We start from the raw sequence: 25892 nt of genomic DNA, 5'->3' as shown, positions 1-25892 counted from the left end.
GCGCCCGCGCCCGGCTCTCTAGGGCCTGCGGATAGCTGCGCGTTCGCGCAGCAGTTGAGCCAGTTCGGCGTGGCAGAGCCGGACCGCCGCGCGGGCCTGCTGTTCGGGGGCGCGCGCCATCAGGCAGATGCGCCGTGTGAGTTGCGGACGCTGCAGTGGCACGATGGCCAGGCCGTCCTGCCGCTGCCCCTGTGTGTACAGGCGCGAGATCAGGCCCACGCGCAAGCCCGCGCGCACCAGGCTGTAGAGCGTGTCGGTGTAATTCAGGGTGTCGGTCGCGGCCAGGTCCGAGCCCAGCTGGCGTAGCGTGGCCACGATCATTTCGTAGGTACTGCCGCGCGACAGCACGGCCAGCGGCTCGGCCTTCAGGTCCTGCCAGGTCACCGCCTGGCGCCGCGCCAGCCGGTGGGTGTCGGCCAGCACCGCGACCAGGTCGTCCTCGGCCACGAAGGCCGCGGCCACGCCGGGCGTGAGGCCGAAGTCCAGGCCCAGGCCGATGTCCAGTTCGCCATTGCCCAGCGCGGCCATGAGCTCGTCGTTGAGGTGGTCGCTGAGGATCAGCACGATTTCCGGATGGCGCAGGCGCCATTGCGCCACCACCGGCGCCAGCAAGTGCATGGTGGACGGGATGCAGCCGATGCGCACCGTGGCGGCCTGGGTATCCAGCAGGCGCTGCAGGTCTTCGGCGCCCTGCGTGTAGCTGTTGAGCAGCCATTCGATCTGCGCACGCGCGGCTTGTCCGGCGGGCGTCAGGCGCACGTGGTGGGTGCTGCGTTCGAACAGGGCCACGCCCATCAGCGTCTCCAGTTCGCGGATGGCGGCGGACAGGGCCGGCTGGCTCAGCGCCAGGGCCTCGGCGGCGCGGCTGAAACTGGCGTGGCGGGCCACTTCCTTGAAACCGCGCAGCTGGCGCAGCGTGGGCTGGCGCAGCGTGGGCTGGCGGACGGGTGCGGCGTGGCCATCGGGAGCGGGACGCTTGGTCATAGATTTGCCTGATGAATCTATAAAAATATAGCATTTCAGTTATCACCAGGATCTGGTTAGGATGGCGCCGTCGCCCTCCTCCGCGCTGCCGGTTCCGCGCGCGCCCCTCGCTCCGATCCCGCTCCTTCCATGTTCAAACGCCTGTTCCTGTCCGTGTCCGCGCTGGCGGCCGCGCTGTGCCTTGCCCCCGCTGCCGGCGCCGACACCTGGCCGGAAGCCCGGCCCCTGACCCTGATCGTGCCGTTCAGCCCGGGCGGCAACGTCGACACCACGGCGCGCCTGGTGGCGCAGAAGCTGTCGGACCGCCTCAAGCAGTCCGTCATCGTCGACAACGTGGCGGGCGCGGGCGGCGTGCTGGGCGTGGCCAAGGCCGTGCACGCCAAGCCGGACGGCTACACGCTGGTGATGGGCTTTGACGGTCCGATCAGCGTGGCCCGGCTGATCAACTCGGCCGTGAAGTACGACGCCGAATCCGACCTGACGCCGGTGGCGCTGGTGACTACCGCGCCAGTGGTGCTGTTGGCGCGTCCGGGCCTGCCGGCGCAGAACATGGACGAGCTGATCGCGCTGGCGCGCGAGAAACCCGACACGCTGACCTACGCCTCGTCCGGCGTGGGCACCGTGCTGCATCTGGCCATGGAGGTGATGCAGGACCAGGCCCGCGTCAAGCTGGTGCACGTGCCCTATCGCGGCGGCGCGCAGATCACCAACGACGTCATGGGCGGCCAGGTGGACCTGGGCCTCCTGGTGACCACCAGCGCCACGCCGCTGGTGCAGCAGAAGAAACTGCACGCGCTGGGCGTGACGTCCGCCGCGCGCGTTGACACGCTGCCGCAGGTGCAGGCGTTTGGCGAGACGCCGGCGCTCAAGGGCTTTGAACTCAACACCTGGACCGGCGTGTTCGTGCCGGCAGGCACCGACCCCGCCGTGGTCGAGCGGCTGAACCAGGAACTGAACGCGGTGCTGCGCATGGACGAGGTGCAAAAGCGCCTGGCCGAAGGCGGCGCCATGCCCGGACAGGGCACGCCGCAGGATTTTGCCGCTTTCCTGAAGAAGGAAAAAGCCCTGTACGCGCACATCGTGAAGAGCGCCAACATCCAGCAGGAATAGGCCTGCCCCTTTGCAGGAAGCCATGCCATGAATACACCCCCCGTGCTGCCCGAGATCCAGGCCATCCAGGAAGAGATGGTGGCGCTGCGCCATCGCATCCACGCCAATCCCGAACTGGCGTATCAAGAGGTCGCCACGGCCGAGCTGGTGGCCGAAAGGCTGGCGGCCTGGGGCTACGAGGTGCATCGCGGCCTGGGCGTGACCGGCGTGGTGGGCACCTTGCGCCGCGGCAGCGGCGCGCGCCGGCTGGGCCTGCGCGCCGACATGGATGCCCTGCCCATCCATGAGACCACCGGCCTGCCCTATGCCAGCCAGAATCCCGGCAAGATGCACGCCTGCGGCCACGATGGCCATACGGCCACGTTGCTGGCCGCGGCCCGCGCGCTGGCCGAACGCGGCCGTTTCGACGGCACCGTGCACCTGATCTTCCAGCCGGCCGAGGAAGGCCATGGCGGCGCGCAGAAGATGATTGCCGACGGCCTGTTCGAACGCTTTCCGTGCGACGCCGTCTACAGCTTTCACAACGAGCCGGGTTATCCGGCCGGCCATTTCGGCTTCCGCTCCGGCGTGATGTACAGCTCGTCCGACACGGTGATCCTGACCGTCAGCGGCGTGGGCGGCCATGGGGCCATGCCGCACGTGGCGGTGGACCCCATCGTGGCGGCGGCCAGCATCGTGCTGGCCCTGCAGACCATCGTCTCGCGCGAGATCGATCCCAACGACATGGCGGTGGTGACCATAGGCGCCATCCATGGCGGCGACGCGCCCAACGTGATTCCGAAGACGGTGGAGCTGCGCCTGACGGTGCGCGCGCGCCGCCCTGAAACGCGCGCGCTGCTGCGCGAACGCATCACGGCGATCGCCACCGCGCAGGCCGCGGTGCACCGCGCCAGCGTCCAGGTGGACTATCGCTGGCGCTATCCGCCGGTGGTCAATGACCGTGATGCCACGCAGTTCGCGGCCGAGGTGGCGCGCGGCTGGCTGGGCGAAGGCCTGCTGATCCCCGACCTGGAGCCGCTGCAAGCCAGCGACGATTTCGCCTTCATGCTGGAACAGGTGCCTGGCAGCTATTTCATCGTCGGCAATGGCGAGGGCGAAGGCGGCTGCATGGTGCACAACCCCGACTACGATTTCAACGACGGCATCCTGCCGGTCACGGCCAGCTACTGGGTGACGCTGGCGGAAGCCTATCTGGCCGCCGGCGCGCGCTGACCGGCCGCCGCTACTTTCCGCGACGCATGACTGCCTCACACGACCTGACCACCGCCGGCGCGCCTGCCTTCGACGCCACCACCGACTACTGGCAGGAGATCGTCAGCGCCGATGCGCTGACGCTGCCGGCAGACCCGCCCTATTCCCGCGGCTATCCCGCGCGGCTGCCCGACGGCCGCTATCTGGTACTGCCGCTGCGCGGCGTGCCCGGCGACCCTGACCGCTGCGTGGCCTCGCTGATCGCCAATCATGCCAGCCTGGAAGTGGTCGACGCATTGGCGGGCTTCATGGCCGAGCGCGCGCGCGTCTTCGAGGCCGAGGTGGTCGTGGGCCTGCCGACGCTGGGCCTCGCTTTCGCGCCTATGGTGGCGCGCGGCCTGGGGTTCACGCGCTATGTGCCCTTCGGCTATTCGCGCAAGTACTGGTACGACGAACGCCTGGCCGTGCCGGTGCAGTCGCTGACCACGCCGGACGCCGGCAAGCTGCTGTACGTGGATCCGAATCTGGCGGGCAGCCTGGCGGGGCGCCGCGTGCTGGTGGTGGACGACGCCGTCAGCACGGGGCAGACGATGCTGTCCGCGCTGGAACTGCTGGCGCGCTGCGGCGCGGAAGTGGCGGGCATCGTCGTGGCCATGTGCCAGGGCGAGCGCTGGCGCGAGCGGCTGGTGGATGCGAAGGGCGCGCCGATATCGGTGGCCTGCGCGTTCGAGTCGCCGCGCATGCGCCGCACGGCCGCGGGCTGGGTGCCGGAAACGGCCGTCTGAAGTACGGCGGCGCGGGCGCCTACAGGGATTCCGGATCGCGGCGCAGCGAGAAACCTTGCGCTTCGTTCATGGCCAGGTAGCTGACGTTGCGCGACACCACCGGCGGCTTGTCGCCGGCGTGCAGCGCGCGCACCTTGTCCAGCACCATCTTGTCCTCCAGCGTCATGCGGTCGATCATGCGCAGGTATTGCATCCAGCTTTCCACCAGGAAGACCTCGCGCCAGACGCCCTCGCGCTCCAGGTCGCGGAACAGTTGCCATTGCTGCGCCCCGTTGCGCAGCCGCATGAGGCGCAGCGGGTGCGTCGCGCCGATCAGCGCGGACAGTTTTTCCTTTTCGATCAGGTACTCCACGGCGACCAGCACCGCGCCGTGCTGCGTGTTGAAGCCTACCGCGGCCATCGCCGGCTCGGTGGTGTCGGCCCGCGCCAGCGACGTGGTGTCCAGATGTTCGGGCAGCCGCGAGCGGTACATCAGCGCGACGGTGATGCCCAGCATGATGCCGGCGGTGGCCAGGGCGCCGGAAACGCCCATGGTGCCGGCGAAATGGCCCCACATGAAGGAGCCCGCCGCCAGCCCGCCGAAGATGGCCGTCTGGTACAGCGCCAGCGCGCGCGCCTTGACCCAGTCCGGCACCAGCATCTGGACGGTGGTGTTATAGGTGGCCAGCACGCCGATCCAGCAGCTGCCTGACAGCAGCAACGCGGGAAATGCCACCCACAGGGTGCCGGTCAGGCCCAGCGCCAGCAGGCATGCGGCCAGCAGGCCCGCCGCGGCGCTGATCAGGCCGCTCGCGCCCCAGGCGGCCTGCACCCGGCGTACGACGGCGCTGCCGAGGATGGCGCCCAGGCCCAGCGCGCCCAGCATGTAGCCGTACAGCAGGGCGCTGCCGCCTTCATGTTCGTGCGCCAGCAGCGGCAGCAAGGCCCACAGCGCGCTGGCGGACAGGCCGAAGGCGAATGACCGCAGCATCACCACGCGCGTGACGGTGGAGTGCTGGGTGTAGCGCAGCGCCGCCACCACGCCTTCCAGGATGCCTTCGGGCGGCAGGCGGCGCAGCGGCAGGTCGCGCTTCCAGCGCCAGATCGCCCAGATCAGGCCGCCGTAGCAGAAGCAGTTCAGCAGGAACACCCAGGGCGCGCCCATGGCGCCCAGCAGCAGGCCGCCGATGGCCGGGCCGACCGCGCGCGCCACGTTGAAGTTGACGCTGTTCAGCAGCACCGCGCTGCCGACGTGGGCGCGCGGGACCTGTTCGCCCACCGCGGCCTGCCAGGCCGGCGTGACGATGGCGCTGCCGATGGCGATGCAGAACACCGACGCGATCAGCGTGATGGGATGCAGCAGGCCGGCAAAGGCCAGGATGGTGATGAAGACGCCGCCCGTCAGCTCCAGCAGCATGCCGGTCAGCATGACCTTGCGGCGGTCGTAGTTGTCGGCCAGCACGCCAGTCAGGATGGACAGCGCCACCAGCGGGAAGGCGGCGGCCACCTGGATCATGGCGACCATCAGCGGGCTGCTCTGTTCGGTGGTGATTATCCACGCGGCAGCGACGGATTGCGCCCAGGTGCCCAGGTTGGCGAACAGATTGGCGATCCAGATGATGCGGAAGGCCGGAAACGCGAAGGGGGATAGCGTGCTGACCTGCAGCACGGGGGCGGGAGCGGCGGGTGCGTCCGCGGGCAGATCGGTGTTGGCCGAAACGGGTTGCAGCATGGAGTTCTTCCGGCGCGCCGGGTAGGCGCTCCTGTCGGACGTGGTCTGGGTCGGGTAATGGTACGCCTAAGCCAGCGGTCGATGGGAGCGCGCGCGCCACCGCGGGGCGGCCGCGCGCCGCCCCGGGGGCTGCTGCCAGGGGCCGCCTATTGCTTGGCGGCCGGGGCCGGCGCAGGGGCCGGCGGATAGGCCTGGTTCAGGTATTCCACGATCAGCGGCACCTGGTCGGCGGGAATGGGGGCGCCGTAGGTGCCCACCATCTTCTTGACCTCGGCGTCCCAGAAGCCCAGGGGCATGGGCGGCTGCGACGATACATAGTCCACCGAATGGCACATCAGGCACAGGGCCGCATGCTGGGCCCCCGCGCCCGCGCCGGGATGCAGGGTGGCGGTTTCCTGGGGCAGCTTGATCTCCAGGGCCTGGGCGGCCGGGGCCAAACAGGCGAGGCCCAGCGCGAGCGCCGGCAGGCAGCGACGGAAATGGCGGTTCATGGCGCTCTCCTCAGGCGGCGGTGACGCGGACGGCTTCGACCACGTTGCGCATGTAGCCGGCCGGGTTCCACAGCGGGTCCAGCGGCTGGGTTTCGCCGGCCGTGTTGGTGGCGCGGACCTTCAGCATGTAGTCGCCGGCGGCCTTGGGCGTGAAATCGGCGTGCCATTCGCGGAAGGAGTAGCGGCCCAGGTCGCGGCCCAGTTTGGCGGCCTGCCAGGTCTTGCCGCCGTCCGACGAGAACTGGACTTCGCGTATGCCCTTGCCGCCGTCGAAGGCGATGCCGCGCACCTGCACCGGCTTGCCGCGGGCGACGCGCGCGCCCTCTGCGAGGCTGGTGATGAAGCTGCGCACGTTGTAGCGGCCGATGGGGCGTGTTTTTTCCGGCGCCTTGCCCGGGGGCGTGCAGGCGCAATCGTTGTCGGGAATGCGGTAGGCCTTCTGCATCCAGAAGCCGTCGAACTCCTTATCCAGCACCTTGATGTCGGCCAGGTGCTTGACCCAATAGGTGCCGTAGTACCCCGGCACCACCAGGCGCACGGGATAGCCGTTGAGCATGGGCAGGTCGGCGCCGTTCATGGCATAGGCCAGCATGACCTCGCCGTCCAGCGCATGGGCGGCGTCCAGCGCCTTGACGAATTCCGGCGTGCCGGGCAGCACCGGGCGGTCCATGCCCTCGAACGTCACCTGGCGCGCGCCGGCGCGGATGCCGGCTTTCTCCAGCACGCGCTTGAGCGGGATGCCCAGCCAGCGGGCATTGCCCATGGCGCCGTTGCCCGACTGCCCGCCGCCCACGCGCGGCGCGAAGAAGCCGCGGCTGTTGCCCGAGCACTGGGTGACGGCCACCAGCTCCACCGGTTTGCCGAATTGCTGCTTCAGATCGGCCAGCGACAGCTCCAGCGGCTTGTCCACCAGCCCGCTGACCTTGATGCGGTAGGTGTTCAGGTCGATGGCGGTGGGAATATTGCCCAGGTGGTAGCGCACGAAGAACGCGTCGTTGGGCGTGATGATATTTTCATTGAAGACCGCGAACGGCGTTTCCAGCTGCGGCGGGCGCGAGGTCTGGCGGATCAGGGGCCGCTTCTGCGGATAGGCGATCAGGTCGCGCTCGCCGTTGGCGAACGGCAGGGTGACGGTGGCCGGCGCCGCCAGGCTGGTCAGCGCATGGCCGGCCAGCGTGCCGGTGGCGCCCAGCGTACAGGCCTGGCGCAGGAAGCGCCGGCGCCCATTCGGGTCGAATGTGCTCATCTTGGTGTCTCCTCGTTCTTGTCAGCGCCCTGCCCCGGCGCGTTCAGACGAGCCTACGCGCGGTGGCCTGACAAATGCGTTAACGTCCGCGCTGCCCGTTTCAATTTCCGCGTTTTCCGCACCGATGATCCTGACCTTCAACAAGCGCGCCTTTGCCGCGCTGCTGGCCGTAACCGCGCTGGAAGCGCTGATCGCCACCCTGGGCGCGCCTTATCCCCTGTTGCGGGGCTTCGTGGGCGACGTGGTGGCGGTGGGCTGGGCCTATCTGGTGTATCGCAGCTTCATCCGCGCGGACGTGCTGCCGCTGGCGCTGGCCGCCCTGTTCACCGGCTACGCGGTGGAACTGGGGCAGTACCTGGCCCGGCATTTCGGCTGGCGGCTGGAGCAGCCGGTATTGCGCGTGATCCTGGGCAGCGTGCCCGACTGGTGGGACATGCTGGCCTATACGCTGGGATTCTTCCTGGTGCTGGCGCTGGCCGCCTGGAACCGGCGGCGGGACGCCGCGCTGCGCGGCGCCTAGGCGCTTTTCATCTTTTTGCCCGGCCGAACGCGCCGGGCCTCCAACCGGGAATCAGCCTGCCTGGCAGACCGGCGCGTCGTCGTGCGCGCGCGCGGCGGGCTTGGTCGCGCGCAGCGGCTGCAAGCGGGCGTTGCGAAACGGCGCGAAGAGCTCGGCCCAGGACGAAGGAAGCAGCGGCGTGGCGTGGCGCACGGCATCGCGGCGGGCGTAATGCGTCAGCAGTTGTTGACCGATCGGGGCGTCTCCCAGGGGATGGCGGGTATTCATGGTATTTCCGTATTGCATTGAAAGTGTATTCATTGTACCAGCGTGCACGCATTCCGGCCAACCCCCGCTTACGCACGGCAAGTCATTGATCCATAAAGACTGTCCCTGTTTATTGGGCAACATCTGGCCGATCTCCGGGATTGCCCTAGCAGTTCAAAATAGTAGACGGTATACAATGTTCATCATGCCCGGGCTTAGACCAGCCTGGAGTCTTCACCACTGGACCTGGAGCGCGTCATGGCTGAACTGATGAACCGAGATGAATTCCGTACCGCGTTGGAAAACGCGATCAAGGGCAAGAGCGCCAACGCTTCGCCCTTTTCCATCGCCTGGGCAGAAGGCAAGCTCAGCCGCCAGCATCTGCAGCGCTGGGCCGAGAACCACTACCACTACGTGGGCCCGTTCGCCGACTACCTGGGCTACCTGTACGCACGCACGCCTGATTCCTACACCGAGGCCAAGGACTTCCTGCTGGCCAATATGTATGAAGAGGAAATCGGCGGCGACCGCCACACGGACCTGCTGATCCGCTTTGCCGAAGCCTGCGGCACCACCCGCGAACGCGTCACCAACCCCGACAACATGTCGCCCACCACCCGCGCCCTGCAGAGCTGGTGCTACGCCGTGGCCATGCGCGAGGATCCCATCGTGGCGGTGGCCGGGCTGGTGGTGGGCCTGGAATCGCAAGTGCCGTCCATCTACCGCAAGCAGACGCCGACTCTGCGCGAGAAGTACGGCTTCACCGACGAGGAAGTGGAGTTCTTCGACCTGCATATCGTGTCCGACGAAATCCACGGCGAACGCGGCTACCAGATCGTGCTGGAGCACGCCAACACGGTGGACCTGCAACAGCGCTGCCTGAAGATCTGCGAGATCGGCGCGCAGATGCGGCTGCTGTACACGACCGCGCTCTACACCGACTACGTGCAGCAGGAAATCACGCTGCCTGAACTGGGCCTTGCCGCCTGAGCACACCGCAAGACCGTCTGGCGCTGCGCGCCGGACGGCCGCGGCCCCGCAGAACCCAGAGCAGAAAATCCATGCCTACCATCGTGTTTCATAAGGGCGGCCAGACCTACACCGACGTGGTGAAGGACAACACCAACCTGGTGGTGCGGGCCGGCATCAAGCAGTTTCCGTATCCGCATCTGCGCTACGAATGCGGCATGGGCAAGTGCGCCAAGTGCGCCTGCCGCGTGCTGGCCGGGGCCGAGCATTTGCCGCCGGTCAACTGGAAGGAAAAGAAGCAGCTGGGCGAACGCATCGACCAGGGCTACCGGCTGGCGTGCCAGCTCTGGCTCACCAGCGACATCGAGCTGGTCCAGGACGTGGAGGCATAGCGGCCATGGACCCGGTGTACGTCATATTGACCACCAAGCCCGGCGTGTTCCGCACGGAAGCCGACGACGGCGCGGTGGATATCCTTGAAACCTACGATTACGCGTTCTACGGCCGCGCGCTGGCCGTCTACCGCATCGCCCGCCTGCATGGCGAAACCAAGCTCATCGTCACCGAGGAAACGCCGCCCTACGTGGTGAATCGCGTGCCCTCCAAATTCCTGGAAAAGTTCGCGTCAGTGGAAGCGGCCCGCAAGGAACTGGCTCACCTGACGCGCTTCGGCAGCATGGAATCGACCTTGACGCTGCGCCCGGGCGCGGTCGCCGCGGAGCACTGAACAACATGGTCCAGATCACATTCATCTCCAATGGCGGCCTGGTCGCCACGGCGCCCGAGAACAGCAATCTGTTGCGCGTGTCGCTCAAGGAAAAAGGCGGCATTCCCTTCAAGTGCGGCGGCGGCCTGTGCGGCACTTGCAAGTGCCGCATCGAGGAAGGGCTGGAAAACACCGACGCCATCAAGCCCAAGGAGCGCAAGCACCTGCGTCCGGAAGACTTCGAGGCCGGCTACCGCATGGCCTGCCAGACCTTCGTCAATGGCGACGTGAAGGTCTCGTGGGTGATCCAGAATGGCAAGGGCGTGGTGGTCGGCGCGGCGTCCGATCCGGTGGAAGCAGCGACCTGAGGGCTGCTGCTCGCGGGCTGCAAGGCCGCGGCCGGCAGCTGAGGCCCCTGGCCGCGCGGCCGTCGCGGCGCTGTCAGCTTCTGGCGTGTCGCCGGGTCAGGCCACCGACGCGTGCGGCTGCTGCTGCGCTTCCGTATAGGCCTTGGCGGCGTTGTGCACGTGCTGGCTGGCCAGCAGCGCGGCCAGGTCGCCGTTGCCGGCGATGACGGCATTGAGGATCTGGGAATGCTCATCCCAGTTCTGCTTGGCGCGCAGCATGTTGCTGGGCGCGAACAGCAGCGCGGTGCGATCGCGCAGCGAACGCATCAGGTCGGTCAGCACCACGTTGCCGCCGATGGTCGCCAGCATTTCATGGAACTGGGAATTCAGCGCCAGGAACTTGTCCAGCTGTTCGCTGCGCGCGGCTTCCGTGCCTTCGCGCAGGAAGGCTTGCAGGCGTTCCACGGTTTTCTCATCGCGGCGCTGCGCCGCGAGCTTGGCGTTCAGGCCTTCCAGCGTGGCGCGCACTTCCACCATGTCGTAGGCGACCGCGTCGGACAGCACCGACACGGACGCGCCGCGGCGCGGCTCGATGGTCACCAGGCCTTCGGCGGCCAGGGCGCGCAGCGCTTCGCGCACCGGGATGCGCGACACGCCCATTTCTTCGGACAGGCGGCCTTCGACCAAGCGGTCGCCGGGCGTGAACTCGCCGCTGAGGATGCGCTCGCGCAGCTTGTCGCGGATGACGGCAAACAACTGCGGATGCTGCTCGCCGATCTTCAGCGAGGCGGAATGCTGCGTTGCTGCGGCTTGCGGGCTGACGGGTGAGGTTGTCATGGCGAGCAGGTTTGGCGTAATGGATACAGTCTCCATTGTATTACCGGGTGTAGCTGCATGGCTTGGCGGGGCGCCGCATCAGTGTCCCCAAAAAGCCTTGGCCAGCACGCCCAGCGCGCCCAAGGCGCATACCGCCAGCAGCACGCTGCGCACCGCGCGCGGCGGCAGGCGGTGGCGCAGCCGGTTGGAGACCGCAAAACCGGCCAGCAGGAAAGGCGCCAGGCTGAGCGCCAGCCCGGCGTGATAGCCCGTATACCGCTTGGCCCATGCCAGCATGGCCAGCGAGAAGATCGATCCCAGGAACAGCACCATGCCCAGCGTGGCGCGCAGGCGCGGCGGCGCCGCGTGCTGCATCACGATGGCGATGGGCGGTGCGCCCACCGAGGTCATGGTGCCCATGATGCCCGAGGCCACGCCCGCGCCGGACACGCGTCCGGGCGTGGCGGAAAAGTGCAGGCCGGCCGCGCTCAGCGCCACGGCCACCAGGATCAGGGCGGCGAACAGCACCCCCAACGCCTGCGGCGCGAAGCGCGTCATGGCGTAGATCGCGATCAACGTGCCGACGGCGCGGCCCGCCAGCGCGTAGGACACCGAAGGCCAGTCGATGGCGGCCCGCTCGCGCAACGCGGTCAACAGCGAAATGAAACCGCCCAGCGTCAAGAGCGGCCCCGGCGCCAGTTGCGGGAAGAACATGGCCGCCACCGGCGCGGCGAACATGGCGAAGCCCACGCCGCCCACGCCCTGTGCGATCGCGGCGCCGAATACCACGGCGGCCATGGTGGCGTACTGGAGGAGATCGGGGTACGGCAGGGAGGATGTCATGCCCGGCTTAATCGTTACTATGTATACGATAGTCTATCCAGGATTTTTCTGAATTTCATGAGATGCTGCAAAAACTAGGGTAATCCCCTGATTTTTAGGCGTTATTCATGGATTTTTCAGAATTATCGCTTTCCCTAGGCGCTGCATATTTTGATTGGTATGGCTACAAACGAAATATAGTATACCGAACGTGGCGCCATAACAGCCACGCATACAAGGGGAATAGCTCATGCAAGCGGACGTAGTGCTCAACGCTGCTCATTGGATGTACCTGATCAGCGTGGCCGCCATCATCCTGACGATGATTCTGCGGGCCAACGTGGTGGTGCCGTCGGTGATCGGCACCTTTCTGGTGGTGCTTGCCATCACGGGCAATCCGATCAGCGCCCTGATCGGCATTTTCTCGGCCAGCTTCGTGGCTGCGAAGGAGCTGTTCAACATCTTCCTGGTGATCACCTTCATGACGGCGCTGCTCAACGCGCTGAAAACCCTGCAGGCGGACGTGCGCATGGTGCAGCCGTTTCGCCGCGTCATGCGGGGCGGACATTCGTCCTTTCTGATCATCGCTCTCTGTACTTATGTGATCTCGCTGTTCTTCTGGCCCACGCCTGCGGTGCCGCTGGTGTCGGCCATCCTGCTGCCCGCTGCCATCGCGGCGGGCCTGCCGCCCTTGGCGGGCGCCATGGCCATCGCCATCGCCGGACAGGGCATGGCGCTGTCCTCGGACTACGTGATCGGCGTGGCGCCCAGCATCAGCGCCAAGGCCGCCGGGGCGGCGGTCAGCGCCGCCGTGGTCGCGGACCGCGCGCTGGTGCTGTCGCTCATCACTGGCGGGGTCGCGCTGGTGGCGGCCTACCTGCTGATCCGCAAGCACATCGTGCCGGCCGACGCCGGGCTCCTGTCCGCCTGGCAGGCCCGGGCGCAAGATGGCAGCCTGGCCCGCATCGAGCAGTCCGGCTCGTTCGACAAGGCCGAGCTAGCCCGCGGCACCATGGGCGCGGACCCCGCGCTACCCAGCGGCCCGGCCCTGAGCGACGAAGAGCGTCGCCGCGTGCGCTGGTCCAAGACCTTTGCCGTCGTGACGCCGCTGGCCTTTCTGGCCGTGATCGCGGTCATGGTGCTGCCGCGCCTGTTCCCGTCCCTGCCCGCGCTGCGCGGCGGCGACGCGGCGGCGCTGGTGGGCGGGGTGGCCTTTGTCGTGATGATGCTGGTGACCCTGGCCGCGGAAGGCCCGCGCAAGATGCTGGACGTCTGTCCGGAGCACGTCACCGACGGCTTCGTGTTCGCCTTCAAGGCCATGGGCTCGGTGTTGCCGATCGCGGGCTTCTTCTTCGTGGGCGCCAATGAGACCGCCGCGCAGATCCTGGGCGTGCCGCAAGCGCAGGCGCCGGGCCTGCTGTTCGAGGTGATTTCCGCCGGCCAGCACCTGATTCCTGAAAACCATTTCCTGGTGGCCTTTGGCGTGCTGCTGGTCGGCATGATCACCGGCATCGACGGTTCAGGCTTCGCGGGCCTGCCTCTGACCGGCACCCTGTCCGGCGCCCTGGGGCCGGTGGTGGGTGTGGACCCGGCGACGCTGGCGGCGGTGGGGCAGATGGGTGCGGTCTGGACGGGTGGCGGCACGCTGATCGCCTGGTCCTCGCTGATCGCGGTGGCGGGCTTTGCGCGGGTCAACGTGCTGTCGCTGGTGCGCGCCCTGCTGTTGCCGGTGCTGCTGGCGCTATTCGTCTCGACGATCTGCGCGGTGCTGATCTGGAGTTGATACCGGTTTGTGGCGCTGCTTTGGGGTCCCTGCGGGGACCCTTTTTTCCAGGGCGGTTCCCGCCCTGAAGCAGGGGTTTACACGTATCGATCCATATTGATTAAAGTATACAATGTTCATAAGCCAACCCGCCCAGGCAATCGCGGCCAGCCGGGCGCAGATTAAGGAAGAGCTCCCGTGGACGACCTCTCGCAGCAAACATTCCTGAACCACATCGGCGGCAGCTGGGTGCCCAGCGGCACCGGCAAGACGGCGCCCAACATCAACCCGGCCGACACCAGCGATATCGTGGGCCGTTTCCAGGTGTCGGACGCGGAAGACGCCCGCCAGGCGGTGGCGTCCGCCGAAGCCGCCTTCGCCGGCTGGCGCGATACCCCGATTTCCAAGCGCGCCGCCATCCTGTTCCGCGCGGCCCAGTACCTGGAAGACCACGCCAACGACATCGCCCGCGAACTGACTCGGGAAGAGGGCAAGAGCCTGAACCTGGCCAAGGACGAGGTGCTGCGTTCGGCGCAGACGATCCGCTTCTACGCCGTGGAGGGGCAGTCCTTCACGGGCGAGACCTATCCCAATGACGACCCGGACATGGTGGTCTACAGCCAGCGCGAGCCGCTGGGGGTGGTGACGGTGATTTCCCCCTGGAACTTCCCCATCTCCATTCCCGCCCGCAAGATCGCCCCGGCGCTCATCACGGGCAATACCGTGGTGTTCAAGCCCTCGTCCGACGCGCCCATGTCGGGCTACCGCCTGACCGAAGCCTTCGTCCAAGCCGGCCTGCCGGCCGGGGTGCTGAACTTCCTGACCGGCCCGGCCGGCGCGGTGGGCGAGGCCATTACCGGCGCGCGCGCGGTGCGGGCGATTTCCTTTACCGGCTCCACTGCCGCGGGCGAGCAGATCCACCGGACCGCGGGCCTGACCACCCGTACGCAGATGGAGTTGGGCGGCAAGAACCCCTTGATCGTGCTGGCGGACGCCGACCTGGACCGCGCCGTGGACCTGGCAGTGAAGGGCGGCTTTTCGCTCAGCGGCCAGGCCTGCACCGGCACCAGCCGGGTGCTGGTGGACAAGCGCGTGCGCCAGGCCTACACCGACAAGCTGCTGGCCCGCATCAAGGCGCTGACCATCGGCAACGGCCTGGACGGCAACTTCGACCTGGGGCCGCTGGCCACGGCCAAGCAGCTGGACAACGTGCTGGGCTATGTGGCGGCAGGCAAGCAGGAAGCCACCCACCTGTACGGCGGCGACCGCCTGACGGGCACCGGGTTCGAGCGCGGCTATTACGTGTCGCCGGCGCTCTTCACCGACGTCACGCAGCAGATGCGCATCGCCCGCGAAGAGATCTTCGGCCCGGTGATCGCGCTGATCGAAGTGGACGGCTACGAAGACGCCATCGCCAAGGCCAACGACACCGAATACGGCCTGTCGGCCGCCATCGCCACCACCGATGCGCGCTATGCGCACCGCTTCGCCCGCGACATCCAGGCCGGCACGGTGAAGATCAACCGGACCACCACCGGCAACCTGATCAACGCGCCGTTCGGCGGACTCAAGCATTCCAGCACCTCCACGTTCCGCGAATCGGGGCGGGTGGGCCTGGAGTTCTACACGCAGATCAAGACCGTCTACCGCGCCGGCTGAGGCCGCGGCTCCCAATCGCAAGCAGAAGAGGTATCCCCATGAAGCAGGTCTATCGTCTGGAACTGGAAGAAGCGCGCGTGATGGTCCGCGCGGCCATCGCAAAATCCGAGGAAATCGGCGTGCTGGAGTCGATCTGCATCGTCGACGACGGCGGCTATCCCATCGCCCTGGAGCGCATGGACGGCGCCCGCATCACCGGCCCGCAGATCGCCTGGAACAAGGCCTTTACCGCGGCCGGGCACAAGCGTTCCACCCATCTGTTCAACACTCCGCCCAACGGTCCGGCGCTGCCTGGCAACGAGGCCTTCGGCATCCAGTGGAGCTTTGACGGCAAGTTCACCGTGTTCGTCGGCGGCTTTCCCATCGTGGTGAACAACGAGGTGATCGGGGGCGTGGGCCTGAGCGGCGGCAACGGCGAACAGGACACCAAGGCCGGCCTGGCCGCGCTTGCCGCGCTGGCGGCGCTGCTGGAGCCGCGCGGCATGAAAGTGCTGGTCGAGGCGGACATCAAGAAATAAGCGAGGCCGGCCATGGCATACCGCGTGCACATCCTGCAAACCGACGAATCGTTCCAGGTCGAAGAAGGCGAATCCGTACTGCAGGCCGCCGAGCGCTCGGCGGTGAAGCTGCCGCACGAGTGCACCTTCGGCGGCTGCGGCACATGCCGCATCAAGCTGGAGTCCGGCGCCGTGGAGTATGAAGAATTCCCCATGGCCCTGACGCCCGAAGAAGCGGCCGAAGGCTACGCGCTGGCCTGCCAGGCCCGGCCGCTGGGCGATCTCTGCATCAGCGTGGCCAGCAGCCGGCAGTCGTTTCCCGAACCGCGCCGCCTGCCCGCCACCATCCACCGCATCGAACGGTATTGCGACGACGTCATCCACCTGACGCTGGCGCTGCCCGAAGCGGGCCTGGAGTATGTGCCGGGCCAGTACATGAACGTGGTGCTGCCCGACGGCGAGACGCGCAGCTTTTCCATGGCTTCGGCGCCCGCCGGCAACCTGGTGGATTTCCATGTGCGCCGCATTCCAGGCGGCCGCTACACCGACCAGTGGCTGGGCCAGGCGCAAGCCGGCGCCGGCGTGGAGATCGAAGCGCCGCTGGGCGTGTTCAGCTACCACGAGGAAGACTGGCGGCCGCTCATCATGATGGCCACCGGCACGGGCATCGCGCCGATCAAGGCCATCCTGGAATCGCTGCTGGACAACGAGGACTGCCCGCCCGTCACGCTCTACTGGGGCATGCGCACCGAGGCCGACCTCTACCTGCGCGACGTAATCGAAAGCTGGGCAGGGCGGCTGTACGAATTCAACTTCGTGCCGGTGCTGTCGCGCGCGGGCGCGGACTGGCAGGGCCGCCGCGGCCACGTGCAGCAGGCGGTCCTGGAAGACCACCAGGATCTGTCCGAGCATGCCTTCTACCTGTGCGGCGCGCCTGACATGATCCACCAAGCCAAGAGCCTGCTGGCCGCGCGCGGCGCCAGCCTGGACCACATGTATTCCGACAGCTTTACCTTCCAGCACGCGCTGGCCGCCGCCTGAACGGCCGCGCCTGCCGGATTATCGGTACACCAGCACCGGCAGTCGGGTGCGCGCCAGCACGCGCTGGGTTTCGCTGCCCAGCAAGAAGCCCGTCATGCCGTGGCGACCGTGCGAACCCATGATGATCAGGTCGCAGCCCTGGTTCTGCGCCGCCTCGACGATGGCTTCGTGCGGATGGTCGTTGACCGTGACCACGGCGTTGCACGGCACCAGCGCGTGGCGCGCTTCCATCTCCAGGTTGTCCAGGTAGGTTTGCGCGTTCTTGCGCGCCTGGTCGGTGTGGTGCGCCTGCGTGGTGCCCAGCATTTCGGCCTGGTAGACCAGCAGATGGTCCTCCGGAATGGCGCGGATGAGCGTGATGGTGGCTCCCATTTCCTTGGCGAAAACAAGAGCGCGCTTGAAAGCCGATTCAGACAGCAGGGAGCCGTCCACGGCGACGAGCAGGTGCTTATACATGTTGCCTCTCCTTTCGAAAAGGAATCGGGAGCAACTAGCCAATCCAGTATAGGCTCGCCGCCTGGTGCAAGCCAGTCCTGCATACGGACGAGAGAGCGGGCTGTGCTTTTCGTATATTTCCCAAAGCGGCCGAACCTGCGTTTCAACATAACCTCATATCGACTAAGTATTTTTCGACGCAGCGCGGCGATGACAGAATCGGTTCGACTCCTTGAACCCACAGCCGCAAACAACCTTCCATGTCATCGCCACGTCACCAGGCTCACGCCCGTGTACTCGCCATCGCCGGCAGTCCGTCGCAGCGCTCCCGTTCCGCGGTGCTGCTGCGGCACGCCGCCGGGATCCTGCAGCCGCGCGGGTTGAGCGTGGGCGAACTGGGCTTGCGCGATATCCCCGCCGAAGACCTGATAGAAGGCAATTACGCCGGCGCCGCGGCCAACGCGCTGCGTGCCCGCGTGGCGGCGGCAGATGCGGTCGTGATTTCCTCGCCGGTCTATCAGGCCTCCTTTTCCGGCGGGTTGAAGGCGGTACTGGACCTGCTGGATCCCAAGGCGCTGGCCGGCAAGGTGGTGTTGCCCATCGCCACGGGCGGCAGCCCGGCGCATCTGTTGGCGCTGGAGTACGGCCTGAAGCCCGTGCTGTCGGCGCTGGGCGCGCGCCACATCCTGGCGGGCGTCTACGCCACCGATACCCAGGTACGCGTGGACGAGTTCGGCGCGGGCGAGATAGACGGGGAAGTCCGCCGGCGGCTGGAGGACTCGGTGGAGCGCCTGTCCGAACTGGTATTGCCGCGCGCCGCCGTTTCCAACCCATCCTACGATCTGGGCCGGCTCGCGCTAGCGGGCGGCTTCTGCGTCTGACCGATGCGCCGCACCCGCGTCCGCGCCGCTCCCGACACGCCGGCCTTGCCTTGGCTGGGAGGCGCGTTGCTCGCGGCGCTGTGGCTGGGCGGCAGCGAGACGGCCAGGCAGGCGCTGCCGGCGCTGAGCCTGCTTGCGCCGCTCCTGTACCAGGCGGTGCGCGGCATACGCGCGGCGGATCCGGCGCTGGTCGACACCGGCCGGTCCCATGACCTGAGCGGCTGGTCTCTTTATTGGCATGTGCATCTGCCGGGCGCGTTGCCGTTCATCCTGACGGGCTTGAGGCAGGGGCTGGGACTGCTATGGCTGACCCTGATAGCACTGGAGCTGTTCGCGACGCCGACTGCGCCGGGAATTCCGCAATGGCTGGGCAACGGTCCGCCGGGCGTGACGATCCTGCTGCTGGCGATTGCGCTCTACGCGGTCCTCAGCTTGGGCTCGGGGGCGCTGGTAAGCGCGCTGGAGCGCTGGCTGCTGCGCTGGAGGCCGCGATGATGTTCATCAATCCCAATGAGTTCGAACTGTTGCAGCACCTGGACGTGCGCCAGCGTACGGAGCCGGACGAAATGCCCGAGGCCGAGCCGCGAACTGCGCTGCGCGTAACCTTGCGCAAGCTCGCCAAGCGCCATGGCGACCGCATCGCATTGCAGGCGTTGGACCTGGAGATTGCGGCCGGCGAGTTCGTGGCCGTGGTCGGGCGCGCAGGCAGCGGCAAGAGCACCTTGCTGCATCTGCTGGCCGGCAAGCTCGCGCCCAGCGGCGAGCAGGGCGGCGAGCCGGCCCGTCCGCCGCTGCTGTTCGACAATTTTCCCGTCTGGGAGCGTGACGGCCGCATGCGCCTCCTGCTGCCGGACGCGCGCCTTCTGCCCTGGAAGACCGTGCTGCACAACGTCGCCCTGGGCCTGCCCGGCACGGCGCAGGCGGCCGAAGCGTTGCGCCAGGTGGGCCTGGACGGCCGCGGCGGCGACTGGCCCGCGCAGCTGTCCGAGCCGCAGCGCCAGCGCGTGGCGCTGGCCAGGGCCCTGGCGCGCCGTCCCGGCCTGTTGTTGCTGGACGAACCGTTTCAGGGGCTGGACGCGCTGAGCCGCATCGAGGCGCAGCGGCTGCTGGAGGATATCTGGCGCCGGCAGGGATTTACCGCCGTGCTGGCGACCCACGACGCGGCCGAGGCCGTGGCGGTGGCGGATCGCATCCTGGTGCTGGACGAAGGCGGCGTGGCGCTGGACGAGCGCGTCGGCCTGGCGCGTCCTCGGGTGCGCGGCTCGGCCGCATTCGCCGCGCTGGAGGCCCGCGTGCTGCGCGCCGCGTTGCGTCTGCAAGACACGCCGGACGCCGCGCGGCCCTTGGCGCCCGTCATCCAGATCCGGCACCTGCGGCTGGCGGTCTGAGACCGCGCTCGGCGATTCCCCCATGGGCGGCATGACGCCGCTCTTCACTCCAGGAGCAAGACCATGAGCATTCAATCCATCAACGCCCGCAACCAGTTCCGCGGCAAGATCAAGGAGATCATCCTGGGTCCGGTGGTGTCCGAGGTGGACGTGGATACGCCGGCCGGCATCGTGACCTCGGTGATCACCACCCGGTCGGTCAAGGAACTGGGCTTGGAGGTCGGCACCGAGGTGCTGGCTTTCGTCAAGGCGACCGAGGTTTCCGTCGCCAAACTGTGAACCGAAGCAGATCCGCGCCGGCGCTTCCCCTGCGCCGGGGTTAGGCATATATTGTCAGCGCGATATCCGGCAGTTCCTCCTGGCTTGTGGCTTTACGCTTGGCGATTCACGGAGAACGGAAAATGCGTCGACTGCAACGATGGTTCATCGGCTGGTTATGCCTGGGGTTGGCTGTGTGCCTTCCCGCCACGGCGCAGACCAAGCTGGACAACGCGCAACTGGATCAATTGATGGCGCCGGTGGCGCTGTATCCGGATTCGCTGCTCTCGCAAATCCTCATGGGCGCGACCTACCCCGACGATGTCGCGGCGGCCGCCAAATGGTCGGCCGCGCATACCTCGGAATCCGGCGACCAGGCCGTCAAGGCGGTCGAGGGCGAATCCTGGGATCCCAGCGTCAAATCCCTGGTGGCCTTCCCCTCGGTCATGGACATGATGGGCCGCCAGCCGGACTGGGTGAAATCCGTGGGCGACGCCTTCCTGGCGCAGCCCGACGCCGTCATGGATTCGGTCCAGCGGCTGCGCGTCCAGGCGCAGAAGGCCGGCAACCTGAAGAGCACGCCGCAGCAGAAGGTCACCTCCAGCACGACCAACGACAAGACCGTCGTGGTGATCGAGCCGGCCGATCCGCAGGTCGTGTACGTGCCCAGCTACAACCCGACGGTGGTGTACGGCACCTGGGCCTACCCCTCCTATCCGCCTTACTACTACCCGCCGCCTCCGGGTTCGGTGTTCGCCACCTCGCTGGTGGCCGGCATCGGCTTCGGCCTGGGCGTGGCTGCGGTCAACTCCATGTGGGGCGGGTTCGATTGGGGGCATAACGACGTCGACATCGACGTCAATCGCTACAACAACATCAACGTCAACCAGCGAATCGACCGCAACAACATCAACAACAACAACAGGACCACCTGGCAGCACAACCCGGCCAACCGCGGCAACACCCCGTATGCGGACCAGGCCAGCCGCCAACGTTTCGACAGCCAGCGTCAGGCTGGCGTGCAGAACCGGGCGCAGGGCCAGGGCGGCCGCTCGCCGGGCGCGGCGGCAGCGCCGAACTCCCGCGATGCCGCGCGCCAGCGCGCGGCGCAGTCGTTCGAAGGCCGCACCGGGCAGTCCATCCCCGGCCATGCCGAACCGGGCGCGGGGCGCGGCCAGGGGGCGGGCCGAGGCGATGCTGCGGCGAACCGCGGGCAAGGCCAAGGGCAACAACGGGCTGGACAAGGCGGGCAGGGGGGGCAAGGGGCTCGCGACCGGGCGCAAGGCGGCGGGCAGGCGCAGCACAACCGGCCGTCCAACAGCGTGTCCACGCAGGACCGTCAAGCTGCAGCCCAGCGCCAGCGCGCCGACGAAGCGGCCGCGCGCGATCGTGGCCGCGCCTCCAATAGCGCCAACGCGCTGAGCGGCGCCGGCAACGGCGACCAAATGCGGCAGCAGCACACGCGCAGCGAGATGAACCGCGGCGGCGGTGGCGGCGGTCCGCGCGGCGGCGGACACGCAGGCGGCGGACGCGGTGGTGGTGGCGGCGGCGGACATTTCGGCGGCCGGAGATAAGCACCATGGACAAGGGAACTCTCATGACCATTGCTCGTTTGCGCGCGCTGGGCGCCGCGTCGCTGCTGGCGCTGGGCCTTGCGGCCCCCGCCGCGGCGCAAAGCCTGTATCCGAGCCCGCAGGCCGCCGCCGACGCCTTCGTCGACGCCATGGCCACTGGCGACCTCGACGGACTGGCCAAGGTGTTGGGGCCGAATCACAGCAAGATCGTGCCGGGCGGCGTGGCGCAGGACGACATCTACCGTTTCCTGGCGGCCTGGTCGCGCAAGCACGAGATCGTGGCCGATGGCGGCCGTTCCTGGCTGGCGGTCGGGGATTCGGGCTGGACCCTGCCCGTGCCCATCGTGCGCGCCGGGCAGGGCTGGCGTTTCGACCCGGCGGCGGGCACGGCGGAAATCCGCCGCCGCGCGATCGGCCGCAACGAACTGACCGCCATCGAGACCCTGCGGGAGCTGCAGGCCGCGCAAGGTCGTTACAAGGACGGCGTGGGCCAGGGGCGCTACGCGAGCCGCCTGGTCAGCCGTCCGGGGCAACGCGACGGGCTGTACTGGCCCGAGGTGCCGGGCGCCCCGCAGCAGGCCTATGGCTTGGACGCGCTCAGCATGGGGCCGGAGGTGCCGCTGGACGATGCTTATTACGGCTACCGGTACAAGGTGATACCGGGCGCGGACGGCGGCTCGTATCACATCGTCGCCTGGCCGGCGCGTTACGGGCAGACCGGCATCGACTCCTTCGTCGTCGGCCCCGACGGGCGCGTGTTGGAGGCCGACCTGGGACCCTCGTCCGCAGCGCGCGCCGCGGCCTTGCGGGAACGCGATATCCGTGCCGGAACCTGGACCGATGCCGACGTGCAACCCGTTGGCAGCAAATGATTTTTCCGGTTTTCGGGGAGTAATCGGCGTACGCCTGTTGCTGGGTCGCAACAGGCGTGTCCGTTTGTCCGGCTGGCACGGCACGATGCCCTTTTGTCAGCCCGCTGTGCCTAAAATGGCGAGCACCGGGACCCTGCCCGATACCCCTTTGCCGGACCTAGAAATTGAACCCCATGCATTTTGTCCGCTACGCCCTGTTCGGCGTAGGGATGGCGCTTAGCGCCGCGGCCGCCTCGGCCCCGATTTTCGTCCTGAACTCCCTGGACGCCAACGTTAGCATCGTTGATCCGGCCACCTACAAGGAATTGCGGCGCGTGCCCACGGGCAAAGAGCCGCATCACCTGTACCTGACCCCCGACGAAAAGTCGCTCATGGTGGCCAACGCCACCAGCGATTCGATCACGCTGATGGATCCCAAGACCGGTGAAGTGCAGCGCACGCTGACCGGCATCGTCGATCCCTACCAGCTGCAATTCTCGCCGGACATGAAGTGGTTCGTGACCGCGGCCAACCGCCTGGACCACATCGACATCTATTCCTGGCATCCGCTGGAAAAGGGCTTCGACCTCAAGCTGGTCAAGCGCATCCAGGCCGGCAAGACGCCCAGCCACATCATGATCGACAAGAACAGCACCACGGCCTACGTGACGCTGCAGGACAGCGATCAGCTCATTGCCATCGACCTGGCCACGCAGACGCCGAAATGGACGGTGTCGGTGGGCAAGACGCCCGCCGACGTGTTCCTGACGCCCGACCAGAAGACGTTGCTGGTGGCACTGACCGGCGACTCCTACGTCGAGGCCTACGACGTCAGCAACGGCCCGGCCAAGCTGGTGACGCGCATCAAGACCGCCGCGGGCGCCCACGCCTTCCGCGCGCAGGGCGACCACCGCCACCTGTTCGTCAGCAACCGTACCGCCAATTCCATCAGCCGCATCGACCTGCAGACGCTGGCCGTCACCGATACCTTCCCGGTGCCGGGCGGTCCGGACTGCATGGACGTGCTGGCCGACGGCAAGACCCTGCTGGTCACCTCGCGCTGGGCCCGCAAGCTCACCGTGGTGGACCTGGAGCAGAAAAAGGTGGTCAATCAGGTGCCGGTGGGCAAGTCGCCCCATGGCGTCTGGACGCTGAACCATGCTCCCACGCGGTAAGAGAAGCCCCCGCGCCGCGCCCGTTTGGGCGGCCTTGCTCGCGCTGCTCCTCCCGACGCTCGGGATAACGGCGCCAGCCACCTGCGACAAACCGGTCTACCTGACGTTCGATACCGGCCACATGGGCGTGGCCCCGCTGATCGCCGACGTGCTGGCCCGACACAACGTCAAGGTGACGTTTTTCCTGGCCAACGAGCGCACGCTGACCGACGGCTCCAGCCTGGACGACGTGTGGGCGCCCTGGTGGAAAGCGCGCGCGGCCGAAGGCCATGTCTTCGGCTCGCACACCTATGACCACGTCTATTGGCAGGCGGATCTCCCCGACGGCAAGTTCCGCGTCAAGCCCAGCGCCGGTCCGGACGCGGGCAAGCGCGCCGAATGGACGCCCGAGCAGTATTGCGCCGAGATCAAGCGGTCCGTCACCCGTTTCCATCAGATGACGGGCAAGAACATGCTGCCGATCTACCGCGCGCCGGGCGGCAAGACCTCGCCCGCGCTGCTGAAGGCGGCCAAGGCCTGCGGCTTCGAGCACGTGGGCTGGGCGCCCGCCGGTTTCCTGGGCGACGAACTGCCCAGCGACAAATACCCCAACGCCCGCCTGCTGGACCAGGCGCTGCGCACCATCAAGCCCGGCGACATCCTGCTGGCGCACCTGGGCATCTGGTCGCGCCAGGACCCCTGGGCGCCGGCCGTGCTGGAGCCGCTGATTGAAGGTTTGCAGCGCAAGGGCTATTGTTTTGCTACCTTGGATACGCATCCGTCCTACCGCGATTGGATCGCTACGCATCATTGATCATGGATACGCTTAGTCAATTGTTCGGAGAGTGCCAGCAATGGCTCTTCGAAACGGCGATTCAGCCCGCGCTGTTCCACCTGGGCATGAGCAACTTCATCGAGGACGGCTACGACGCCACCATGTGGTTGTTGGTCGGCCTGCTGCAGGTCGCCGTGCTGGTGCTGGTGTTCGGCCCGCTGCAGCGCCTGCGTCCGGTCGAGGCCGTCACCGACCGCCGCCAGATCGGCATCGATGTGCTCTACACGCTGATCCACCGGTTGGGCGCTTTCCGGCTGGTGCTGTTCTTCATGGTGGAGCCGCTATGGGATAGCGTGTTCGGCCAGTTGCATGTCTGGGGGTTCGCGCCGTTCCAGCTGGACCAGTACTGGCCCGGCGTGACGGACAAGGCCTGGGTCAGCCTGATCATCTACCTGTTGCTGTTCGACGCGGTGGACTACTTCTACCATCGGGCCCAGCACCGTTTCGGCTGGCTCTGGGCCCTGCACGCCGTGCACCACAGCCAACGCCAGATGACCATGTGGAGCGACGACCGCAACCACCTGCTGGACGACATGCTGCGCGACGTGCTGGTGGTGTTCGTGTCGCAGCTGGTGGGCGTGCCGCCGGCGCAGTTCGTCATGGTGGTGGCCATCACTCAGTTGGCGCAGAGCTTCTCGCACGCCAACCTGCGCATGCATTTCGGCGCCATCGGCGAGCGCCTGCTGGTCAGCCCGCGCTTTCACCGGCACCACCACTCCATCGCCTACGACGCCTCGTCGCCGGGACCGGTGGGCGGCTACAACTTCGGCGCGCTGTTCCCCATCTGGGACGTGCTGTTCCGCACTGCCCGTTTTGGCGTGGGCTACGGCCCCACGGGCATCCATGACCAGCAGGCGGAGCTGGGCGGACGCGATTACGGCCGCGGCTTCTGGTCGCAGCAGTGGCTGGGCTTGAAGCGCATGGTGGGCCGCGACCGCGAACCCGCCGCCGCGCCGCCGTCGCCTCCGGCCTCGGCGGAACGCGCCTGAAGCCGGTCTGGCCTCAGAGGCCACGCATGGACCACGCATGAAAAAACGAGCCCGCTGGGCTCGTTTTGTTTTGGGCGGGCAGGGAATCCCGTGTCAGGGCTGCGCGTCGTGCGTGGTTTCCCGCTTGATCTCGCCGTGCCTGCGTTCCATTTCCTGGCGTAGTTCGCGGCGCAGCCGGGCGGCTTCCATGCGCTGCTTTTCTTCCAGGTTGCGCGGTTCCAGCGGCGGCACCGCGGTCGGCGCGCCCTGCTCATCCACCGCAACCATCGTGAAATAGCAGCTATTGGTATGGCGCACGAGCTTCTTGCGGATGTCCTCGGTGACGACCTTGATGCCGATTTCCATGGACGTGCGGCCGGTGTAGTTCACCGCCGCCAGGAAAGTCACCAGTTCGCCCACGTGGATGGGTTCGCGGAACACGACCTGGTCCACGGACAGGGTCACCACGTATTGGCCGGCGTACCGGCTGGCACAGGCGTAGGCCACCTGGTCCAGGTACTTGAGGATGGTTCCGCCGTGCACATTCCCTGAGAAATTCGCCATGTCCGGCGTCATCAAGATGGTCATCGACAATTGGTGGCTAAAGGCTTCGTCCATGGCGGGCGTTCAATCTTGGATAAAACG

The 25892-nt window shown here is 67.4% G+C and carries 30 protein-coding genes; 21 read left to right on the top strand and 9 right to left on the bottom strand.

Features of this window, described 5'->3' with window-relative positions:
- Nucleotides 1-18 precede the first annotated feature (18 nt).
- The gene (locus ACM1PE_RS27530) at nt 19-984 is read right to left on the bottom strand and encodes a LysR family transcriptional regulator (RefSeq protein ID WP_419341611.1); all 966 of its coding nucleotides are present in this window, start codon (nt 982-984) and stop codon (nt 19-21) included.
- Between the two features lie 129 nt (nt 985-1113).
- On the opposite strand from ACM1PE_RS27530, the gene ACM1PE_RS27525 reads away from it, so the two are divergent.
- Genes ACM1PE_RS27525 through ACM1PE_RS27515 form a run of 3 tightly spaced genes read left to right on the top strand, consistent with a single transcriptional unit; the run spans nt 1114 to nt 4070 of the window.
- Complete coding sequence (locus tag ACM1PE_RS27525; RefSeq protein ID WP_280014527.1) at nt 1114-2094, top strand: Bug family tripartite tricarboxylate transporter substrate binding protein; 981 nt, start codon at nt 1114-1116, stop codon at nt 2092-2094.
- A gap of 27 nt (nt 2095-2121) precedes the next feature.
- Entirely contained in the window at nt 2122-3306 is a 1185-nt protein-coding gene (locus ACM1PE_RS27520; protein ID WP_118932325.1) for a M20 aminoacylase family protein, read from the top strand.
- Nucleotides 3307-3332: 26 nt separating this feature from the next.
- A complete protein-coding gene (locus tag ACM1PE_RS27515) occupies nt 3333-4070 on the top strand; it encodes a phosphoribosyltransferase (RefSeq protein ID WP_419341610.1) in 738 nt (245 codons plus the stop codon).
- 19 nt (nt 4071-4089) lie between these two features.
- Here ACM1PE_RS27515 and ACM1PE_RS27510 read toward each other — a convergent pair whose 3' ends face one another.
- From ACM1PE_RS27510 to ACM1PE_RS27500, 3 genes are all read right to left on the bottom strand, one after another.
- Nucleotides 4090-5781, bottom strand: a complete 1692-nt coding sequence (locus tag ACM1PE_RS27510) for an MFS transporter (RefSeq protein WP_059377079.1) — start codon at nt 5779-5781, stop codon at nt 4090-4092.
- Between the two features lie 146 nt (nt 5782-5927).
- Nucleotides 5928-6272, bottom strand: a complete 345-nt coding sequence (locus ACM1PE_RS27505; protein WP_419341609.1) for a sulfite:cytochrome C oxidoreductase subunit B — start codon at nt 6270-6272, stop codon at nt 5928-5930.
- 10 nt (nt 6273-6282) lie between these two features.
- Nucleotides 6283-7518, bottom strand: coding sequence for a molybdopterin-dependent oxidoreductase (locus ACM1PE_RS27500; RefSeq protein WP_118932327.1), 1236 nt, complete (start codon nt 7516-7518; stop codon nt 6283-6285).
- 124 nt (nt 7519-7642) lie between these two features.
- On the opposite strand from ACM1PE_RS27500, the gene ACM1PE_RS27495 reads away from it, so the two are divergent.
- Complete coding sequence (locus tag ACM1PE_RS27495) at nt 7643-8038, top strand: DUF2809 domain-containing protein (protein ID WP_059377089.1); 396 nt, start codon at nt 7643-7645, stop codon at nt 8036-8038.
- A 51-nt stretch (nt 8039-8089) separates the two neighbouring features.
- On the opposite strand, the gene ACM1PE_RS27490 is transcribed toward ACM1PE_RS27495, so the two are convergent.
- Nucleotides 8090-8305: a hypothetical protein gene (locus ACM1PE_RS27490; RefSeq protein ID WP_419341607.1), complete on the bottom strand. Its 216-nt coding sequence runs from the start codon at nt 8303-8305 to the stop codon at nt 8090-8092.
- 237 nt (nt 8306-8542) lie between these two features.
- Between ACM1PE_RS27490 and ACM1PE_RS27485 the strand changes: the two genes are divergently transcribed.
- From ACM1PE_RS27485 to ACM1PE_RS27470, 4 genes are all read left to right on the top strand, one after another.
- Nucleotides 8543-9274: a TenA family transcriptional regulator gene (locus ACM1PE_RS27485; RefSeq protein WP_054455904.1), complete on the top strand. Its 732-nt coding sequence runs from the start codon at nt 8543-8545 to the stop codon at nt 9272-9274.
- A gap of 71 nt (nt 9275-9345) precedes the next feature.
- A complete protein-coding gene (locus ACM1PE_RS27480; RefSeq protein WP_054455328.1) occupies nt 9346-9645 on the top strand; it encodes a 2Fe-2S iron-sulfur cluster-binding protein in 300 nt (99 codons plus the stop codon).
- A 5-nt stretch (nt 9646-9650) separates the two neighbouring features.
- Nucleotides 9651-9980 (top strand): ferredoxin, encoded by a 330-nt coding sequence (locus tag ACM1PE_RS27475; protein ID WP_118932328.1) that lies wholly within the window; start codon nt 9651-9653, stop codon nt 9978-9980.
- Nucleotides 9977-10327: a 2Fe-2S iron-sulfur cluster-binding protein gene (locus ACM1PE_RS27470; RefSeq protein WP_041652092.1), complete on the top strand. Its 351-nt coding sequence runs from the start codon at nt 9977-9979 to the stop codon at nt 10325-10327. Before ACM1PE_RS27475 ends, ACM1PE_RS27470 begins: the two co-directional genes overlap by 4 nt.
- Nucleotides 10328-10423: 96 nt before the next feature.
- On the opposite strand, the gene ACM1PE_RS27465 is transcribed toward ACM1PE_RS27470, so the two are convergent.
- Together ACM1PE_RS27465 and ACM1PE_RS27460 are read right to left on the bottom strand one after the other, a co-directional pair.
- Entirely contained in the window at nt 10424-11143 is a 720-nt protein-coding gene (locus ACM1PE_RS27465; RefSeq protein ID WP_059377095.1) for a GntR family transcriptional regulator, read from the bottom strand.
- Between the two features lie 78 nt (nt 11144-11221).
- Nucleotides 11222-11965, bottom strand: coding sequence for a sulfite exporter TauE/SafE family protein (locus tag ACM1PE_RS27460; RefSeq protein ID WP_118932329.1), 744 nt, complete (start codon nt 11963-11965; stop codon nt 11222-11224).
- Nucleotides 11966-12194: 229 nt separating this feature from the next.
- Here ACM1PE_RS27460 and ACM1PE_RS27455 point away from each other — a divergent pair, with 229 nt between their 5' ends.
- From ACM1PE_RS27455 to ACM1PE_RS27440, 4 genes are all read left to right on the top strand, one after another.
- Nucleotides 12195-13727, top strand: coding sequence for a hypothetical protein (locus ACM1PE_RS27455; RefSeq protein ID WP_059377097.1), 1533 nt, complete (start codon nt 12195-12197; stop codon nt 13725-13727).
- A gap of 177 nt (nt 13728-13904) precedes the next feature.
- Nucleotides 13905-15365: an aldehyde dehydrogenase family protein gene (locus ACM1PE_RS27450; RefSeq protein ID WP_419341605.1), complete on the top strand. Its 1461-nt coding sequence runs from the start codon at nt 13905-13907 to the stop codon at nt 15363-15365.
- A gap of 38 nt (nt 15366-15403) precedes the next feature.
- Nucleotides 15404-15883 carry a GlcG/HbpS family heme-binding protein gene (locus ACM1PE_RS27445; protein WP_419341603.1) on the top strand — a complete coding sequence of 160 codons (480 nt, stop codon included), beginning with the start codon at nt 15404-15406 and terminating at the stop codon, nt 15881-15883.
- 12 nt (nt 15884-15895) lie between these two features.
- Entirely contained in the window at nt 15896-16903 is a 1008-nt protein-coding gene (locus ACM1PE_RS27440) for a 2Fe-2S iron-sulfur cluster-binding protein (protein WP_059377107.1), read from the top strand.
- 18 nt (nt 16904-16921) lie between these two features.
- On the opposite strand, the gene ACM1PE_RS27435 is transcribed toward ACM1PE_RS27440, so the two are convergent.
- On the bottom strand, nt 16922-17359 hold the full coding sequence (locus ACM1PE_RS27435) for a universal stress protein (RefSeq protein ID WP_059377110.1): 438 nt from the start codon (nt 17357-17359) through the stop codon (nt 16922-16924).
- A gap of 239 nt (nt 17360-17598) precedes the next feature.
- Here ACM1PE_RS27435 and ssuE point away from each other — a divergent pair, with 239 nt between their 5' ends.
- From ssuE to ACM1PE_RS27390, 9 genes are all read left to right on the top strand, one after another.
- Complete coding sequence (ssuE, locus tag ACM1PE_RS27430; RefSeq protein WP_059377112.1) at nt 17599-18219, top strand: NADPH-dependent FMN reductase; 621 nt, start codon at nt 17599-17601, stop codon at nt 18217-18219.
- 3 nt (nt 18220-18222) lie between these two features.
- On the top strand, nt 18223-18714 hold the full coding sequence (locus tag ACM1PE_RS27425) for an ABC transporter permease subunit (protein ID WP_059377120.1): 492 nt from the start codon (nt 18223-18225) through the stop codon (nt 18712-18714).
- Nucleotides 18711-19607, top strand: a complete 897-nt coding sequence (locus ACM1PE_RS27420) for an ATP-binding cassette domain-containing protein (protein ID WP_419341600.1) — start codon at nt 18711-18713, stop codon at nt 19605-19607. Before ACM1PE_RS27425 ends, ACM1PE_RS27420 begins: the two co-directional genes overlap by 4 nt.
- A 63-nt stretch (nt 19608-19670) precedes the next feature.
- Nucleotides 19671-19886 (top strand): TOBE domain-containing protein, encoded by a 216-nt coding sequence (locus ACM1PE_RS27415; RefSeq protein ID WP_054455309.1) that lies wholly within the window; start codon nt 19671-19673, stop codon nt 19884-19886.
- A 122-nt stretch (nt 19887-20008) separates the two neighbouring features.
- A complete protein-coding gene (locus tag ACM1PE_RS27410) occupies nt 20009-21439 on the top strand; it encodes a DUF3300 domain-containing protein (RefSeq protein WP_419341598.1) in 1431 nt (476 codons plus the stop codon).
- Between the two features lie 23 nt (nt 21440-21462).
- On the top strand, nt 21463-22311 hold the full coding sequence (locus ACM1PE_RS27405; RefSeq protein ID WP_240633235.1) for a DUF2950 family protein: 849 nt from the start codon (nt 21463-21465) through the stop codon (nt 22309-22311).
- A gap of 173 nt (nt 22312-22484) precedes the next feature.
- Nucleotides 22485-23465 (top strand): beta-propeller fold lactonase family protein, encoded by a 981-nt coding sequence (locus ACM1PE_RS27400; RefSeq protein WP_013391071.1) that lies wholly within the window; start codon nt 22485-22487, stop codon nt 23463-23465.
- A complete protein-coding gene (locus ACM1PE_RS27395) occupies nt 23449-24258 on the top strand; it encodes a polysaccharide deacetylase family protein (RefSeq protein ID WP_419341595.1) in 810 nt (269 codons plus the stop codon). The genes ACM1PE_RS27400 and ACM1PE_RS27395 overlap by 17 nt, the downstream gene beginning before the upstream one ends.
- A 2-nt stretch (nt 24259-24260) precedes the next feature.
- Entirely contained in the window at nt 24261-25268 is a 1008-nt protein-coding gene (locus ACM1PE_RS27390; RefSeq protein ID WP_419341593.1) for a sterol desaturase family protein, read from the top strand.
- Between the two features lie 93 nt (nt 25269-25361).
- Here the strand turns inward: ACM1PE_RS27390 and ACM1PE_RS27385 are convergent, their stop codons facing one another.
- Nucleotides 25362-25865: an acyl-CoA thioesterase gene (locus tag ACM1PE_RS27385; RefSeq protein ID WP_059377136.1), complete on the bottom strand. Its 504-nt coding sequence runs from the start codon at nt 25863-25865 to the stop codon at nt 25362-25364.
- Nucleotides 25866-25892 lie beyond the last annotated feature (27 nt).

This window comes from Achromobacter sp. PD1, assembly GCF_048541815.1.
Taxonomy (GTDB): Bacteria; Pseudomonadota; Gammaproteobacteria; order Burkholderiales; family Burkholderiaceae_B; genus Achromobacter; species Achromobacter bronchisepticus_A.
This window is presented reverse-complemented; position numbering and strand designations above follow the sequence as displayed.